The sequence below is a fragment of the Pseudomonas sp. KUIN-1 genome, assembly GCF_009176725.1.
Classification (GTDB): Bacteria; Pseudomonadota; Gammaproteobacteria; order Pseudomonadales; family Pseudomonadaceae; genus Aquipseudomonas; species Aquipseudomonas fragariae.
Genome location: NZ_AP020337.1, coordinates 3,769,690 through 3,786,435 on the forward strand (window position 1 = coordinate 3,769,690; position 16,746 = coordinate 3,786,435).

Sequence of the window (16,746 nt, forward strand, 5' to 3'; positions counted from 1 at the left end):
TCCCTTTGGTATCGGAGTGTCTGGCACGTATGATGCTTGACATTCCCCTGCAGAATTAGAAGCCTATGTCCCTGATAGTTCTGCTGCTTCTGCCTTTCATCGGCAGCTGTCTGGCGGCCTTTTTGCCGCACAACGCGCGTAACGCGGAATCATTTCTGGCCGGTCTGATCGCCCTCATCGGCGCTGTGCAGATGGTCTTGTGGTTCCCGCAGATCGCCGACGGCGGCGTGATTCGTGAAGAGTATTTCTGGCTGCCAAGCCTGGGCATGAACTTCGTTCTGCGTATCGATGGCTTCGCCTGGCTGTTCTCGATGCTGGTACTGGGCATCGGTGCGCTGGTTTCGCTGTATGCCCGCTATTACATGTCGCCGGACGACCCGGTGCCGCGCTTCTTTGCGTTTTTCCTGGCCTTCATGGGCGCCATGCTCGGGCTGGTGATGTCCGGCAATCTGATTCAGATCGTGTTTTTCTGGGAGCTGACCAGTCTTTTCTCGTTCCTGCTGATCGGCTATTGGCACCATCGGGCCGATGCCCGACGCGGCGCTTACATGGCGCTGATGGTTACCGGCGCGGGCGGTCTGGCGCTGCTGGCAGGCATGATGATCCTCGGCCATGTGGCCGGCAGTTATGATCTTGACCGTGTTCTGGCCTCCGGCGACGCGATTCGTGCGCACGCCCTGTACCCGGTGTTACTGACCCTGATTCTGATCGGCGCACTGACCAAAAGCGCCCAGTTCCCGTTCCATTTCTGGCTGCCGCACGCGATGGCCGCGCCCACGCCGGTGTCGGCGTATCTGCACTCGGCAACCATGGTCAAGGCCGGGGTCTTTCTCATGGCGCGCATGTGGCCGGCGCTGTCCGGCACCGAGCAATGGTTCTGGATCGTCAGTGGCGCGGGTGCCTGCACGCTGATTCTCGGCGCCTACGCGGCCATCTTCCAGAACGATCTCAAGGGGCTGCTCGCCTACTCGACCATCAGCCACCTGGGCCTGATCACCCTGCTGCTCGGCCTCAACAGCCCGCTGGCTGCGGTGGCCGCGGTGTTCCATATTCTCAACCACGCGACCTTCAAGGCGTCGCTGTTCATGGCCGCCGGCATCATCGACCACGAGAGCGGGACCCGCGATATCCGCCGTCTCAGTGGCCTGATAAGGCTGCTGCCCTACACCGCGACGCTGGCGATGGTCGCCAGCGCCTCGATGGCCGGCGTGCCGCTGCTCAACGGCTTTCTGTCCAAGGAAATGTTCTTTGCCGAAACCGTGTTCATTTCCGCCACTGCATGGGTCGAGATTGCCTTGCCGGTGATCGCGACCATCGCCGGGATCTTCAGCGTTGCCTATTCGCTGCGCTTCACTGTCGATGTGTTTTTCGGTCCGGCGGCCAAGGATCTGCCCCACTTGCCCCACGAACCGCCGCGCTGGATGCGTGCGCCGGTCGAACTGCTGGTGCTGACGTGTCTGGTGGTGGGGATTTTCCCGGCGCAATCGGTCGCTCCCCTGCTCGCCGCCGCTGCGCGCCCCGTTGTCGGTGGCACACTGCCCGAGTACAGCCTGGCGATCTGGCACGGCTGGAACCTGCCAATGGTCATGAGCCTGGTGGCGATGGCGGGCGGTATCATTCTGTACCTGTTGCTGCGCAAGCCGCTCAAGCACGAGCGCATCACCGCCCCGCCGCTGGTGGGACGCCTCAATGGCAAGCGCTTTTTCGAGCGCAGTCAGGTGGTGATGATGCACTGGGCACGCCGTTTCGAACGCAAGGTCAGCACTCGCCGCCTGCAGCCACAACTGTTTCTGCTGGTGCTCGCGGCGGTACTGGGCGGTTTCATTCCGATGTATTTCAGCGGCGTGACCTGGGGCGACCGACCGAAGATTCCGGGTTCCGGGGTGTTTGTCACGCTGTGGCTGATCGCGATTGCCTGCGCCATAGGTGCGGCCTGGCAAGGTAAATATCACCGTTTGGCGGCACTGGTCATGGTCAGCGTCTGCGGGCTGATGACCTGCATCACCTTCGTCTGGTTCTCGGCCCCTGATCTGGCGCTGACGCAACTGGTCGTGGAGGTGGTGACCACCGTGCTGATCCTGCTCGGTCTGCGCTGGCTGCCACGACGCAATGAAGACGTCGCCCCGCTCAGCGCACGCCTGCGTGCCCGTACCCGGCGCATACGCGACTTCGGCCTGGCAGTGCTCGTGGGGCTGGGCATGGCGATACTCTCCTACGCCATGCTGACCCGCCAGACGCCCAACGCCATCTCGTCCTTCTACCTGAGTCGCGCGCTGCCCCAGGGCGGCGGCACCAACGTGGTCAACGTGATGCTGGTGGATTTCCGCGGCTTCGATACGTTTGGCGAAATCACCGTGCTGGCGGCAGTCGCCATGACAGTGTTCGCCCTGTTGCGACGCTTCCGTCCACCGAAGGAAAGCATTCTGCTGCCCGCCCAGCAGCGCCTGCTGGCCCGTGACGTGGTGACGGATCTGGTCAACCCGCGCAGCGCCAGCGATACCGCGCTCGGCTTCATGATGGTTCCGGCAGCGCTGGTTCGATTGCTGCTGCCGATTGCCTTCATCATCTCGATGTACTTGTTCGTCCGCGGCCACAACCAGCCCGGCGGTGGGTTTGTCGCCGGGTTGGTGATGTCGGTGGCGTTCATCCTGCAATACATGGTGGCAGGCACCCAGTGGGTCGAGGCGCAAATGAGCCTGCGCCCGCTACGCTGGATGGGCACAGGCCTGTTATGCGCGGTGCTGACCGGCGCGGGCTCGATGCTGCTGGGTTATCCGTTCATGACCACCCACACCGCCCATGTCGACTTGCCGATCCTGGGTGACATTCACATCGCCAGCGCGCTGTTCTTCGATGTCGGCGTGTACGCCGTGGTGGTCGGCTCGACGCTGTTGATTCTTACCGCACTGGCGCACCAGTCGGTGCGCAGCCATCGGCCGACGCAGTTGCCCAAGCCTGTCGCCAACCCGCAAGGAATCCTCTGATGGAAGAAGTCATTGCAATCGCCATCGGCGTGCTGGCCGCCTCGGGCGTCTGGCTGATCCTCAGGCCACGTACCTTTCAGGTGATCATGGGTCTGTGCCTGCTGTCGTACGGGGTCAACCTGTTCATCTTCAGCATGGGCAGCCTGTTCATCGGCAGAGAGCCGATCATCAAGGACGGCATTCCTCAGGACCTGCTCAATTACACTGACCCGTTGCCACAGGCGCTGGTGCTGACCGCAATCGTCATCAGCTTCGCCATGACCGCGCTGTTTCTGGTGGTCTTGCTCGCCTCCAGAGGCCTGACCGGCACCGACCATGTAGATGGCCGGGAGCCCAAGGCATGAGCTGGATGAACCAACTGATCATCGCGCCCATCCTGCTGCCGCTGCTGACCGCCGGGCTGATGCTCTGGCTGGGCGAAAAGCACCGGCCGCTCAAGGGCCGTATCAATCTGTTTTCCAGCATCCTCGGGCTGGGCATTTCCGTAGCGCTGTTTCTCTGGGTGCAACACAGCGGCAGCAGCGGCTCGATCGGTGTCTATCTGCCGGGCAACTGGGGCGTGCCGTTCGGCATCGTGCTGGTGGTGGACCACCTGTCAGCGATGATGCTGGTGCTGACCGGGATCGTCGGGGTCTGCGCCCTGCTGTTCGCGCTGGCTCGCTGGGACAGGGCCGGTGCCAGCTTCCATGCGCTGTTCCAGATCCAGCTCATGGGGCTGTACGGTGCGTTCCTGACCGCTGACCTGTTCAACCTGTTCGTGTTCTTCGAAGTACTGCTCGCAGCGTCCTACGGCTTGATGTTGCATGGCTCTGGCCGGGCAAGGGTGTCGACGGGGCTGCATTACATTTCGATCAACCTGCTGGCTTCGTCGTTGTTTCTGATCGGTGCTGCGTTGATTTACGGGGTGACCGGCACGCTGAACTTTGCCGATCTGGCCATCAAGATCCCGCAGGTGGCGGAGTCCGATCTGGGCCTGCTGCATGCCGGAGCTGCGATTCTGGCCACGGCGTTCCTGGCCAAGGCCGGCATGTGGCCGCTGAACTTCTGGCTGGTTCCCGCCTACTCGGCAGCCAGCGCGCCGGTAGCGGCAATGTTTGCGATCATGACCAAAGTGGGTGTCTATACCCTGCTACGCCTGTGGACCCTGCTGTTTTCCGGTCAGGCCGGTGCCTCGGCATTCTTCGGCGGCGACTGGCTGATCTACGGCGGCATGGCGACGATTTTCACCGCGGCCATCGCCATCATCGCCGCCCAGCGCCTGGAGCGCCTCGCCAGCCTGAGCATACTGGTGTCAGCGGGCATTCTGCTGTCCGCCGTCGGCTTCGCCCAGCCGAGCCTGACCTCGGGCGCGCTGTTCTATATGGTCAGCTCGACGCTGGCATTGAGCGCCATGTTTCTGCTGGGCGAACTGATCGAACGCTCCCGCTCGGCCAACGAGATCCCACTGGAATACGACGTAGATCAATTGCCTCGTACCCTGGAGTCCCTGCATCCGCCGCCCGGTGCCAACCTGGACGACGAACAGAAGGTCGTGGTCGGTCAGGTCATTCCCATGACCATGGCTTTTCTGGGCCTGAGTTTTATCGCCTGCGCCTTGCTGATCATCGGCATGCCGCCGCTCTCGGGATTCATCGGCAAGCTCACCTTGATCAGCGCGCTGATGAACCCGCTGGGGCTGGACGTCGCGAAGGATGAGGCGCTTTCCACTCAGGCATGGATGCTGATCGGCCTGCTGATTTTTTCCGGGCTGGCGTCGCTGATCGCTTTTTCAAGGCTCGGCACGCAACGTTTCTGGACGCCACACGAGCGCCCTTCGCCGATGCTGCGTCGCAACGAATGCCTGCCGATCATCATTCTTCTGGGTCTGTGCATCGCGCTGACCTTCAAGGCCGAACCCTTGTTGCGCTACACCCAGGACACCGCCGCAGCGCTGCATGAGCCCAAACAGTATGTGCAGTCAGTGCTCGCCACACGCCCGATACCCGGCCCCACCAGCCAGCAAGCAGATCCGGAGGAGCAGCCATGAAGCGCCTGTTTCCCGCCCCGCTGCTCTCGTTGGCACTCTGGCTGTTGTGGTTGGTATTGAATCTGTCGATCAGCCCCGGTCACCTGCTGCTGGGCGCGGTGCTGGGGTTTCTCGCCCCAATATTGATGGCCCCCTTGCGCCCGCTGCCGGTACGTATTCGCAAACCCGGCACGATCCTGAAGTTTCTATGGCGGGTGGGACGCGACGTGGTGGTCTCCAACGTGCAGGTCGGCCTGAGCGTCTGGCGGCTCGAAAGCCGTCCGCCACGCTCGGCTTTCGTGCGCATTCCACTGGATCTGCACGACGCCCACGGCCTCGCCGCGCTGGCGATGGTCACCACGGTAGTGCCGGGAACGGTGTGGTCGGAGCTGGCACTGGATCGCAGCGTGCTGCTGATGCATGTCTTCGATCTGGAGGACGAAGCACAATTCATCGAGCACTTCAAAACCACCTATGAGCGACCGTTGATGGAGATCTTTCAATGAGTGCACTGCTCGACAACGCCATCCTGATCAGCCTGCTGATCTTCGCCCTGGCGATGGTGATCACCCTGCTGCGCCTGCTCAAGGGACCTTCGGCCCAGGACCGGGTACTGGCGCTGGATTATCTGTACATTATTGCCATGCTGATGATGCTGGTGCTTGGCATTCGCTACGCCAGTGACACGTATTTCGAAGCGGCCATGCTGATTGCCCTGTTCGGCTTCGTCGGCTCATTCGCTCTGGCCAAGTTCCTGCTGCGCGGAGAAGTGATCGAATGACCGGACTGCCGAATACAGTGCCCTTCTGGGTGGAAATACTGACCGCCGGGCTGCTGATCGCCAGCAGCCTGTTCGCCTTGACCGGCGCGCTCGGGCTGCTGCGCCTCAAGGACTTTTTCCAGCGCATGCACCCGCCCGCCCTGGCGTCGACGCTGGGTGCCTGGTGCGTTGCGCTGGCGTCGATCATCTACTTCTCGGCGCTGAAGTCGGAACCGGTGATCCACGCCTGGCTGATCCCGGTATTGCTGGCGATCACGGTACCGGTGACCACCCTGTTGCTGGCGCGCACAGCGCTGTTCCGCAAGCGCATGGCCGGTGACGATGTGCCCGCGGAAGTCAGCAGCGGTAACGGCAACGGAGAATCGGCAGGCGGCTGAACCGACGCCTGGCCTGTGTTACTCGCTGGCCTTGAATGTCAGCTCGCCCTTGCGCCATTTGGCGGCCTTGCCGACGGCGCCTTTGAGAAGCTTGCTCATGCCGATCTGCAGTTGCTCTTTCGCAGCGAAGACCATGAAGACGGTCTGACCTTCCTTGAACACGATACCGTGGCCCTCGGGAATATCGATGAAGGCATATTCACCCAGCCCGTACACGGTGGTCTTGATTTCACGAAATTTCAATTCAAGCTTGCCGCCCTCGCGGCTGGGCAGGACAGACGCGCGGAAATGATCACCCACCTTTAGCTCAAGGCGAGGTTTGTCGTCGACGACCAAGGCGCTTTCGGTGTCGATTTCAGCGATATAAATGCCTTCGGCTGATTGCTCGGTGATGTAGACAAAACGGGATTGGAACTGCTTGACCAATTGTGCGCGGAGGTCGCCGAGCACGAACAAGGCGTGGGTATCCAGATTACTTACAGCCAAAGTACAAACCCTCAAACATGAAATGAGGCTGCCTGATGTCAGGGCAGTCGAGAAAGTGATTCATCCATAGACCGCTTCATGTGGCCGGAGATTGTCCGGCATGCTGCACGCAGAAACGCAGACAGCGCCGCCGCACACCTTGTGCAGGCGGGTGGCGGATTCTACCGGCTCATGGCTGCTACGGGATATATACCTTTTGTACACAGCAGTGTCGCGCAAGCGCTGGGGCCCTGAAAATAGCGGCCAGCCCGGGCACGGCGCAAAGGCTGGACGGGTTCCAGCCTGCGTTGGGTGCATCCTGCGATAGCGGAAACATAGCATTTATATCCACTGTAGAAAAAGCCATCTTTTCCTGCACAGCCAAATGCATCGAACTCTTGCACGTACCCACCACTCCCATAAGAACTGATGAATACGGGGATACCCCCCGGCGAGGAGATGACATGGAACAGACTACAACTACCATCAAAGACCTGTTCGAACAGTTGGGGCTTGATTCCGATGATGAGAGCATCGAAAAGTTTATCGCCAGCCATCCTCTGCCCGACGACGTCAAACTGATCGACGCAGAGTTCTGGACGCCGCGTCAGTCTGACTTTCTCAAGGAACAGCTGCACGAAGATGCCGAATGGGCGATGGTGGTCGACGAACTCAACGTGCGCCTTCACAAAAAGCCCGAGTGAGCCACTCGGGCGTTGATGCCTATTGCGGATAACCGGGCTGGCCGATATTGGGATGCAATATCCGGCCGCCTGGCTGTGGCGCGTGGACGAAAACAGCGTCGCCAAAAGTACCCACTCTGCCGACTACTGCATTCCAGTGCGCAGACTGATGGATGTAGCGCCAGCGCAGTAATGCCTCTTCATGGCTGTCCAGCAGGTAAGACCCGCCTCGCGCATAATCAATCAACCGGGTAGAAATGTTCTCAAGCTCGGGAGGAAGCTGGAATTCAGGTGCTTGTGGCACCGGGTTGAAAGGCACGCCCTCGTCACACGCCAGTGTGTGCATGATCAGTAACGATACCCTCGACAGGTGGCCAAACACCTGACGGCTCATGCCCACTGCGGCAACGACCGTACTTATGCCATTCAAACTTTTCCTGCACGGATAACACTTGCTCTCGCATGCCTGAACCCTCAGCCAGGCCTGGCTATCGAGCGGGTCGATCCAGTGATCGCGATTCATTCGGCTTAATTCAGCCTGTGCCTCCTTCCAGCTCGGTGCCGACTCGTACGGGCTGCCACGGCTGACCACACTGCCGCGAGGGCGCGTGAGCAGTACGTTTTCTTCCATCTGTGGAGGATAACCACCACCGATATCGGAATGTGCACCGGGCAGAACGATTTCCCGGGGCCACACGGGCAGGATGCTGTTCAACGCAAAGTTGCGCCGGGATTCATCGCGGGCCACCAGGTGCAACACCTGCTGCGCGCACCCCGGAGGCAGGTACAGATTGACCCTCCTGTTGCTCGCATCGCGGGTATTGCCCATATCCTTGAAGCTGCCGATGGCTGCAACGGTGTCGAACAGACCGATAACCTTGAGCCGTACGCTGCCGTTGCTCCAGCTGAAACGGTCGCTCAACCTGACCTTGCGGCTTTCGAGTATCGGCTCGAGCATGCCCGAACGCTGCTTGAGAATTTCATTGACCAGATGCCTGGCCGACGCTGCACCTCGACTGAAGCCGAACACGTCCAGTTCCAGCGCTTCCAGAACACAATCGGGGTTGTCGCGGGGGAACGCCTTCAATACCGACGCCAGCTTTTTGAATGCGTTTTCCACCTTGGAGATCACACCGGTTGCCCCGCGACCGAAACTCTGCCCCGGCCACACCGAATCACGGCCACCGGAAGTAGTGCCGGCCCCGCTTACATAGATCGGGTAATACACCTTCAGGCCGTCACCGTCATTTTCGGCAACAGGTTGCAGGCGGTAGATATCGACCAGTCTGGCTATATTGCTCGGATCATTATTGTAACTACTGCCAGGCTGCACATGACGACCCGCACACGCTTTAATGTGCTGCCCCTCATTGATCTCGATCAATGCCTGGCAGTCGGCCCCGATCTGACTATTGAAGCGATTATTTCCCGTACCGTCGAAGAAAATGCCTACTCGCGCCGTCACGCGCCGCGTGACCACATCTGAAAGGACTGCTGACTGTTGAAAACTCCGTTTATCGCTCATAACTTTTCCGTCCTTAGAGGCAAGCCAAGAAAAGGCCGCACTTAAATCAAAACGTAAATAACGTTGATTTAAACAGCTTGCTTAAAGACAGTGAGCAGTCAAGTCATGTTGCGTCTTTTCAGACAACTCCTACAACATCTGTAGTCATGACTTTATTATTTATAAATAGAAACCTACACACACACGCAGCGATAACTTTCCTGATGCGTTCTTGCATTAAAAAGACTAACTAAAGGCCAGCTGCCTTGCCGGGCTTACCGACCTGAATGATCAGCGGCCTTGCGGCCTGTACCCCAGGCGCAGACCACCCCAGTGTCGCCCGTTGACCATGATCGGCACGGACAGGTCGTGCATCAGTTCGCCGGTGTCTCGCGTGTAGGTTTGCAGCAGGACCGGCTGTTGGTGGCTGCCACAGCGAATGCCGGTACGGTCATCGAACTTGCGCTTGCTTCGATTGCGCGCGTTATCCACCGTCGCGTCGCCCGTCAAGGGCTGACTGAAGGCATTGTTGTGCGTCGGCACATAGCCCTGCTGGGTACAGGCGATGGCAAATACCAGACCTTCATGGCGAGACAGTAGCGGTTCCTGCAGTGCTGGCAATACCTGATCGGTGTAACGGTCGAAACGCGTCGTAAACCGAGTGGGCGACGTATTGGCGACGGGTTTGTAGTTACGATCAAACAGGTCATCAAGGCTGACCCGCCCCTGTTCGATATCGGCCTCGAACTTTTCGCTGATCATTCGCGCGCCTTCACGGGCCAGGTCATAAATGCGCTGGTGGTATTCATCCAGACCAACCTGCGCCAGACGCTGGCTGATGGTCTCGGCCTGCCCCTCCATTTGTACTGCGGACCTGGCCAGTTGCCGGGTCTGCTCATCGCTGACGGCAAGATCACTGCGCATATGCTCGACAGCGTCGAACAGGCTCGCCAACTGATCCTGATTACTCCGCGCGCCCTGAGCGATTTCGCCAACCTGGCTTTCCAGCTCGACCGCAAGCCGGGCGATATTGCCCAGGTGCTCGCCGGTCAGCTCGATCTGCTCGACCCCCATATCCAGATCGGACGACAGTTCGCGAATCTGCTCCACGACCTGGGCGGTGCGCTGCTGAATATCCGCGACCATCTGCCCTACCTCGCCCGTGGCGCTGGCAGTACGGCCGGCGAGCCCGCGGACTTCGTCGGCAACCACGGCGAAACCGCGTCCGTGCTCGCCAGCCCGCGCCGCTTCGATGGCGGCATTGAGCGCCAGCAGGTTGGTCTGGCTGGCAATCGACTGAATGACCAGCGTCACACGCTGGATCTCTTCGCTGCGCTGGCTCAGCGCCTCGATCAACTCGCGGCTGCCGACGGCACGCTTGCTCAGGCGGTGCATGCGTTCGATGGACTCATTCAGCACGCCGCTGCCCGATTCGCTGCGCTGCCGCGCCTCGCTGGCGGCAACCAACGCCTGTTGACTCAACTGGGCCGTCTGCTGTTCGGTGGCGATCATCTGCTCGGCACTGCTGACGATCTGTTCGGCAGCCCCCAGTTGCGACTGCACCTTGCCAGCCAGGTGCCCGACCGAAAATGCCACCTGGGCCGCGGACAGCGCGTTATGACTGGTGGTGCGCGACAGGTCGCGGGTCAGCAAGGCGATATCGCTGTCAGCCAACGCGCGTTGCGGCAGCGTTGGCCTGCTGCGCAGCAGGCGCGGCAACCAGACCACCAGCAAGGCCAGAGGAACGACGACATACAGCGACAGGCCCGCAACACTCATGGCGGCGAACAGCAGGCACAGCACAACGCTTTGCACCGCCGGCACCCACCACCTGGATGCAGCGTCGGGCGTATCGGCCAGCGGCAATCCGGCTGCCATGGGTAGGTTCTCGGCCATGTTGCGTCACCCCGTCTGTCATTGTCGTTATGACGCTATTAAACGCCAGATAACGGCCTTGTGCCATGCGCTGTTGGTCGTAGCGACCGAGCGGTGGCGATCAAAGCGTTTTCGACAAATTCCGGGCACAACAAAACCGGGAGGCAATTGCTTGCCTCCCGGTCTGGTCACTCAGTCGCGGCTGCCTGCGTATCAGGCCTGGCGCTGGTGCTTGTCGATCTGCTCGTGGCGCTCTTGCGCCTCGATGCAATATTTGGTGGTCGGGCTGATCAGCAGGCGCTTGAGGCCGATTGGCTCGCCGCTGTCGTCGCACCAGCCGAAGGTGTCATCGGCAATGCGCGAAAGGGCCATTTCCAACTGTGGCAGCATGCGCTGGTCGCGATCGATCACGTTGACCAGCCAGTGACGCTCTTCTTCGACCGAAGCAGCGTCAGCCGGGTCGGCAGGCGTGTCCAGGCTCTCGATCGCAATGCGGCTCTGCTCGATACGCTCGTGGATCTCGACCTTCATGCCCTGCAACAGCTCGACGAAGAAAGCGTGCTGCTCGGCGTTCATGTAGTCATCGGCCGGCATGGCCAGCAACTTTTCCTTTGTCATTTATTTCTCTATAAAAAAACGTGCATTGAGGAGCGGCCTGACGTTGCCGTACAAACCAATAATCTCCAAGCGCCACCTGGCACTCAATTTACGAGGGGCGGCAGTCTAAGGCCGGCTAGCGGGCTCGGCAACACAATTGAAGGGTTTTTGTACAACAATTGCCGTAAAACCCTTGAAATGCGGGCGAAAGACCTGGCCAGCAGGTTGCTTGATGAGGCTCTGACCCATTGACAACGAATCGGTTCCTGCAACATCCAACGCACAAAAGGGCCTGAAAAGGCCCTCTGATGCAGATGATTGAATCAGCGCTTGGTCTTGCGCTTGTTGCGATATTGATCGATTACCACGGCCACGACAATGATCAGGCCTTTGATAATGTCCTGCACATAAGCGTCCACGCCGACAAAGGTGAAGCCGCTGGCCATCACGCCGAGAATCAGCGCACCGATCACTGTACCGGTGATCCGCCCCACCCCACCGGAAAGGCTGGTGCCACCGATGACCGCAGCGGCGATGGCGTCCAGCTCGTAGGACATGCCCATCCCGGCCTGTCCGGTTGCCGCCCGCGCCGAGGCGACCACCCCCGCCAGCCCGGCCAGCAGCCCGGCGATGCTGTAGACAACCACCAGATGGCGCTTGACGTTGATGCCCGAAGTACGTGCAGCCTGCATGTTACCGCCAATGGCGTAGGTGTACTTGCCGTACTTGGTGTAACGCAGGGCGATGTGAAAGATGACCGCCACCACCAGGAAGATGATCACGGGCATCGCGCCCTGGCCGATGGCCGTGTACGAGTCGGAGAGCATGCTGACCGGCTGGCCTTCGGTATAGAAACGTGCCAGACCGCGCGCAGAGACCATCATGCCCAGCGTGGCAATGAAGGGAGGAATGCCGGTTATGGCAATGATGCTGCCGTTGATGGCACCGGCCAGCAGCCCGACCCCGAGACCGACGACGACCGGAATCCATACCGGCAGGTCGGTCAGCGACGGGAACACCGCCCGGGAGAAGTCGGAAGTCTGAGCCAGGCTCGCGGCAATCATCGCTGAAAGCGCGAGCACCGAGCCGGAGGAGAGGTCGATGCCGGTGGTGATGATCACCTGGGTCACACCGATGGCCAGCAGGCCGATGATCGACACCTGCAGGATCATCAATACCAGACGCTGCGAATTGAGCAGGAAGCTTTGATCGCGGACGATCCAGCCGAACAGTTCAAAGATCAGGCCGATGCCGATCAGCACCAGAAAGATGCTCAGCTCGGTGGGCAGCCGCCGTTTGCTTCTGGTCGGCGTCATGGCCGGTTTATTTTGCAGAATCGCGTCGCTCATGTTCGTTATCCTCTTGTTCTTCTTCTACCGAGCCCTGTAGTGCGAACTCAATGAACCTTGTGGCCGGAGGCCAGATGCATGACTTTTTCCTGGGTCGCTTCACTGCGATCAAGGATGCCCATCATTTCGCCTTCGTGCATGACCATGACCCGGTCACTCATGCCGAGAACCTCCGGCAGCTCCGAGGAAATCATGATCACTGCCATGCCTTCACTGGCCAGCAGGGAGATCAGGCGGTAGATTTCTACCTTGGCACCCACGTCGATACCGCGTGTGGGCTCATCCAGAATCAGTACCTTGGGGTTGGTCATCAGCCAGCGCGCCAGCAGCGCCTTCTGCTGGTTGCCGCCGGATAATGTGTCGATGCACTGCTCCAGCGACGGCGTCTTGACCCGAAGCTTTTTGCACATGTCTTCGCACTGGGAGCGCAAGGCCTTCTGTTGCACGAAACCGTTACCGGCATAGTTGGCCAGCACGGCCATCTCCATGTTTTCCATCACCGACAGGCATGGAAACAGGCCGGTCAATTTGCGATCCTCCGTGAGCAGCGCAAAACCCAGTTCGATGGCCTGATGTGGATCGCCGATGTGCACCGTCTTGCCATCGAAGCGCACCTCGCCGCTGTCGCTGGGGGTTATGCCAAACAGCGTCTCGGCCACATTGGTGCGCCCCGAGCCCATCAGCCCGGCAATGCCAAGCACTTCCCCGGCACGCAGGTCGAAGCTCACGTCCTTGAAAATGCCGTTCAGGCTCAGCCGGTTGACGGACAGCAGCACATCGCCTGCCGGTTTCTCCCGCTCGGGGAACAGCTGGGTCAGTTCCCGGCCCACCATCATGGTGATCAGGCTGTCGCCGTCCATGCTATCGGCGCGCTGCAGACCGATGTAGGCGCCGTCGCGGAACACCGCCACCTCGTCGGCGATTTCGAAGACTTCGTTCATCTTGTGGGTGATGTAGATGATGCCTTTGCCCTGGGCACGCAGGTCGCTGATGATCGAGAACAGGTGAGCGACTTCGGTTTCGGTGATGGCCGAGGTCGGTTCGTCCATGATCAGCACGTCCGAGTTGTATGACACGGCCTTGGCGATCTCCACCATCTGCCGCTCGGCAATACTCAGCGTGCCGACCAGTTCCTCGGGATCGAGGTTGATGCGCAGGCGCTCCAGCAGCTCGGCAGTGCAGCGGTGCATCTCGCGGTGATCGACCATGTGCAGGCCGTTGAGCTGCTCGCGACCGATCCAGATGTTCTCGGCAATGCTCATGAACGGCATCAGGTTCAGTTCCTGATGAATCATGGCGATGCCTGCCTGCAACGCGGAAAGAGGCGTATCGAAGCTGACCGGCTTGCCCCGCAGACGGATTTCACCCGCGTCCGGCTGATAGATGCCCGCAATGATTTTCATCAGGGTCGATTTTCCGGCTCCGTTCTCGCCCATCAGCGCCAGCACGCTGCCAGGGCGAACACGCAGTTGCACATCATTGAGCGCAACCACGCCAGGAAAGCCCTTGCTGACATGGCTGATTTCCAGCAGATACGGGGCCTGGGCATCAGGCGCCCCGCCATCCCCGTCGCCGGACGGCAGATTGCGTTGCGCGGGCGGATTGGCAGTAGCAGAACCGAACATGATCATAACTCCTCAAGCGGCAGGCTGCGGGAGAGCATTTGCGTGCCCTCCCGGGCCTGACGATCGTTGTTATTTGAAAGTGGCGACGTTTTCAGGGGTGATCAGGCGATAGGGAATGATGATCGCCTGGGGCTCGATCTTTTCCTTCCTGGCCAGTTTCACCGCGGCATCGATCGCCCCGTCGGCCTGCCCTTTCGCGTCCTGATAGACCGATACGGCCAGATCACCTTTGGTCACGGCGTTGAGCCCGTCCGGGGTACCGTCGACACCGGCGATCAAAATGCTGCCTTTCTCCACACCTGCCTGCTTCAGCGCCATCGCCGCGCCAATGGCCATTTCATCGTTGTTGGCCAGCACCGCATTGAATTTGCGCCCTTGAGTGAGCCAGTCGTTGGTCAGGTCCATGCCCTTCTGGCGCAGGTAGGTACCCGTCTGCTCCTCTTCTATCTTGATGTCCGGGTACTTGTCCAAGACCTCCTTGACGCCCTTGGTGCGGTTTTGCGTGGAGTTGTTGGCCAGGTCACCCAGGAGAATCATGACATCGCCCTTGTCTTTCATTTTGTCGGCGATGTATTGCGCCTGAAGTCGACCGGCTTCCACGTCATCCGACGTCACGGTGGCGACGCCTGCTGGCAGATTCAGATCGTCCGGGCGGCGGTTGACGTAGACCAGCGGGATACCGGCGGCGACCGCTTCCTTGGTGATCCGCGCAGTCGCTGCGGTGTCGACCGGATTGACGATCAGCGCGTCGACTTTCTTGTTGATCAGGTCCTTGACCTGATCGAGCTGTTTGTTGACGTCCGCTCGGGCATCGACGAACTGCAGATCCACTTTCTCGGTCGTGGACATGACCTTGGCCTTGGCACTCATATCGTCACGCAGGTAGGTCAGCCAGGTGTCATCGAACTGCGACATGGACACACCGATCTTGATATCGGCCAACGCTGCACCGCTGCCCAGCATCAGCGCCATCGCCAATGAGGTCAAAGCAATCTTGGTCTTCATGAGGATCTGTCTCCAAATTATTGTTGTTGTACGGATGCAGCGAATCAGCGTGTCAGGCGGATGCCGGTGGCACCGGGGATGCAGAACAGTTGCGCGTCCTTGTGGCGCACGCACAGGCTTAGGGCGACGACGGTAAGAAATCGCTCCAGGGTCCGGATCCAGAATGACGGGGTGGCAGAACGCTTGGCGGTGACGCCAGAGGTAGGGGTTTTCATCGACAGTACCTATCTTTTGTTTTGTTTTTGTCGGGCTTGCTTCTCGTGATCTGAAAAACCTTCAAAACGCGAGTGATTCGATAGTCGGCAACCTGAAAACGACTCTATTGGAAAATATTTTCCAATTCAACTGATTTTAGAATTTTATTCCATTTCATTTTGTTCAGGCGCAGATGCGAAAAAGCCCGACGCACGGCAGGCGTCAGGCTCTCTTCGCTAACGGGGGCTGGGTGCGCAGCAGCGCGTAATGGCTACAGCACCACAACGCGCCCTTCTCTAGCGCTCAGGCGCGCGGCATCCATGACCTGCGCCGCGGCTATCGCATCGTGTGGATTGACCGGATTGCTGCCCTGTTCGTCAACGGCGCTTTGCAACTGGCGGTAGAACTCAAGCCAGCAACCGCGCTCCGACGGCACACGCTCGCGATGTTCGCCCTGTTCGAACCAGCCCCAGCGCCGATGCTCCTCGACGCCCCAGCGCTCGCCCTCGGACCTTGGCGTCAGCCCGGCAAAGGCGGCGTCTTCCTGGCCGTCGAGCCCGTCGACGCTGTAACAGCCCTTCGCTCCACTGACCCTGAAACGCGGCCTGGCACTGTTTTGCAGGCAACTGCCGGACAGGTGTGAAGTCACGCTGCTGGCATGCCTCAGGGAAACGAAGAACGTGTGATCCAGTTCGTCGTGCGGCGCAGCGAATTGCAGTTCGGCATACACCCGTTCGACCGGGCCGAACAGCACCAGCGCCTGATCCACCAGATGACTGCCCAGGTCACGCAGCATGCCACCACCGCTGGCCTTGCCGACAGAACGTGGCGAATAACGCTCGATGCTGGACTCGAACCGGCCGATCGCGCCCAGCGCGTCACTGTCGAGCAATTTGCGCACGGTGAGGAAGTCCGAATCCCAGCGGCGGTTCTGATAAACGCTAAGCAATACGCCACGTCGCTCGGCCGCGTCCACCAGCTCGCGCGCCTGCGCTGCATCACTGGCGAAGGGCTTGTCGCTGACCACCCCGACACCCAGTTCTATCGCTTCGAGGATCAACGCTCGCCGCGAGGCCAGCGGTGTGGAAATCACCACCACATCAACCCCGGCAGCGACCAGCTCGGCCAGTGTGTCGAAGGTCGCCACGCCGGGATGGTCTGTGGCCACTTCCTGCTTGCGCTCGGGTGAACGGGTCACCACCCCCACAAACGTAGCGCCCGGCAAACTTGAAATCAGCGTCGCATGAAAGTAACGCCCGCCTTTGCCATAGCCCACCAGCCCTGCACGCATGGATATCTCC

General features: G+C 60.1%; 16 protein-coding genes. 7 read left to right on the top strand and 9 right to left on the bottom strand.

All coding sequences use genetic code 11. The annotated features are described in order from the left end of the window. The first annotated feature begins 65 nt into the window (after positions 1–65). The 6 genes from KUIN1_RS16685 to KUIN1_RS16710 are packed head-to-tail and all read left to right on the top strand — an operon-like array spanning position 66 to position 6,147. Positions 66–2,984 carry a monovalent cation/H+ antiporter subunit A gene (locus KUIN1_RS16685; RefSeq protein WP_152092131.1) on the top strand — a complete coding sequence of 973 codons (2,919 nt, stop codon included), beginning with the start codon at positions 66–68 and terminating at the stop codon, positions 2,982–2,984. After that, positions 2,984–3,328: a Na+/H+ antiporter subunit C gene (locus tag KUIN1_RS16690; RefSeq protein WP_011268310.1), complete on the top strand. Its 345-nt coding sequence runs from the start codon at positions 2,984–2,986 to the stop codon at positions 3,326–3,328. Before KUIN1_RS16685 ends, KUIN1_RS16690 begins: the two co-directional genes overlap by 1 nt. After that, entirely contained in the window at positions 3,325–5,010 is a 1,686-nt protein-coding gene (locus tag KUIN1_RS16695) for a monovalent cation/H+ antiporter subunit D (protein WP_024650950.1), read from the top strand. The genes KUIN1_RS16690 and KUIN1_RS16695 overlap by 4 nt, the downstream gene beginning before the upstream one ends. Continuing rightward, on the top strand, positions 5,007–5,495 hold the full coding sequence (locus KUIN1_RS16700) for a Na+/H+ antiporter subunit E (RefSeq protein ID WP_003397128.1): 489 nt from the start codon (positions 5,007–5,009) through the stop codon (positions 5,493–5,495). Before KUIN1_RS16695 ends, KUIN1_RS16700 begins: the two co-directional genes overlap by 4 nt. Continuing rightward, positions 5,492–5,770 (top strand): K+/H+ antiporter subunit F, encoded by a 279-nt coding sequence (locus tag KUIN1_RS16705; protein WP_002554071.1) that lies wholly within the window; start codon positions 5,492–5,494, stop codon positions 5,768–5,770. Before KUIN1_RS16700 ends, KUIN1_RS16705 begins: the two co-directional genes overlap by 4 nt. Continuing rightward, positions 5,767–6,147 (top strand): Na+/H+ antiporter subunit G, encoded by a 381-nt coding sequence (locus KUIN1_RS16710; protein ID WP_011268312.1) that lies wholly within the window; start codon positions 5,767–5,769, stop codon positions 6,145–6,147. Before KUIN1_RS16705 ends, KUIN1_RS16710 begins: the two co-directional genes overlap by 4 nt. Positions 6,148–6,165: 18 nt before the next feature. On the opposite strand, the gene KUIN1_RS16715 is transcribed toward KUIN1_RS16710, so the two are convergent. After that, positions 6,166–6,633 (bottom strand): hypothetical protein, encoded by a 468-nt coding sequence (locus KUIN1_RS16715; protein WP_003397144.1) that lies wholly within the window; start codon positions 6,631–6,633, stop codon positions 6,166–6,168. A 443-nt stretch (positions 6,634–7,076) separates the two neighbouring features. On the opposite strand from KUIN1_RS16715, the gene KUIN1_RS16725 reads away from it, so the two are divergent. Beyond that, positions 7,077–7,316: a DUF2789 domain-containing protein gene (locus KUIN1_RS16725; protein ID WP_003397146.1), complete on the top strand. Its 240-nt coding sequence runs from the start codon at positions 7,077–7,079 to the stop codon at positions 7,314–7,316. A 19-nt stretch (positions 7,317–7,335) separates the two neighbouring features. Here the strand turns inward: KUIN1_RS16725 and KUIN1_RS16730 are convergent, their stop codons facing one another. The 8 genes from KUIN1_RS16730 to KUIN1_RS16760 all read right to left on the bottom strand — a co-directional run bounded on the left by KUIN1_RS16730 (position 7,336) and on the right by KUIN1_RS16760 (position 16,736). Then, positions 7,336–8,820 (bottom strand): phospholipase effector Tle1 domain-containing protein, encoded by a 1,485-nt coding sequence (locus KUIN1_RS16730; protein WP_011268313.1) that lies wholly within the window; start codon positions 8,818–8,820, stop codon positions 7,336–7,338. Between the two features lie 270 nt (positions 8,821–9,090). Beyond that, the gene (locus tag KUIN1_RS16735) at positions 9,091–10,695 is read right to left on the bottom strand and encodes a methyl-accepting chemotaxis protein (RefSeq protein WP_116886929.1); all 1,605 of its coding nucleotides are present in this window, start codon (positions 10,693–10,695) and stop codon (positions 9,091–9,093) included. A gap of 192 nt (positions 10,696–10,887) precedes the next feature. Then, positions 10,888–11,292, bottom strand: coding sequence for a TraR/DksA family transcriptional regulator (locus KUIN1_RS16740; protein WP_002554078.1), 405 nt, complete (start codon positions 11,290–11,292; stop codon positions 10,888–10,890). Between the two features lie 302 nt (positions 11,293–11,594). Further along, the gene (locus KUIN1_RS16745; protein ID WP_032654918.1) at positions 11,595–12,620 is read right to left on the bottom strand and encodes an ABC transporter permease; all 1,026 of its coding nucleotides are present in this window, start codon (positions 12,618–12,620) and stop codon (positions 11,595–11,597) included. Positions 12,621–12,667: 47 nt separating this feature from the next. Then, positions 12,668–14,245: a sugar ABC transporter ATP-binding protein gene (locus tag KUIN1_RS16750; RefSeq protein WP_116886941.1), complete on the bottom strand. Its 1,578-nt coding sequence runs from the start codon at positions 14,243–14,245 to the stop codon at positions 12,668–12,670. Positions 14,246–14,314: 69 nt separating this feature from the next. Then, complete coding sequence (locus KUIN1_RS16755) at positions 14,315–15,250, bottom strand: sugar ABC transporter substrate-binding protein (RefSeq protein WP_011268316.1); 936 nt, start codon at positions 15,248–15,250, stop codon at positions 14,315–14,317. Positions 15,251–15,294: 44 nt separating this feature from the next. Further along, positions 15,295–15,465 (bottom strand): hypothetical protein, encoded by a 171-nt coding sequence (locus KUIN1_RS27510; RefSeq protein ID WP_153795670.1) that lies wholly within the window; start codon positions 15,463–15,465, stop codon positions 15,295–15,297. Positions 15,466–15,716: 251 nt separating this feature from the next. Further along, positions 15,717–16,736: a Gfo/Idh/MocA family protein gene (locus tag KUIN1_RS16760; protein ID WP_011268317.1), complete on the bottom strand. Its 1,020-nt coding sequence runs from the start codon at positions 16,734–16,736 to the stop codon at positions 15,717–15,719. Between the last annotated feature and the right edge of the window lie 10 nt (positions 16,737–16,746).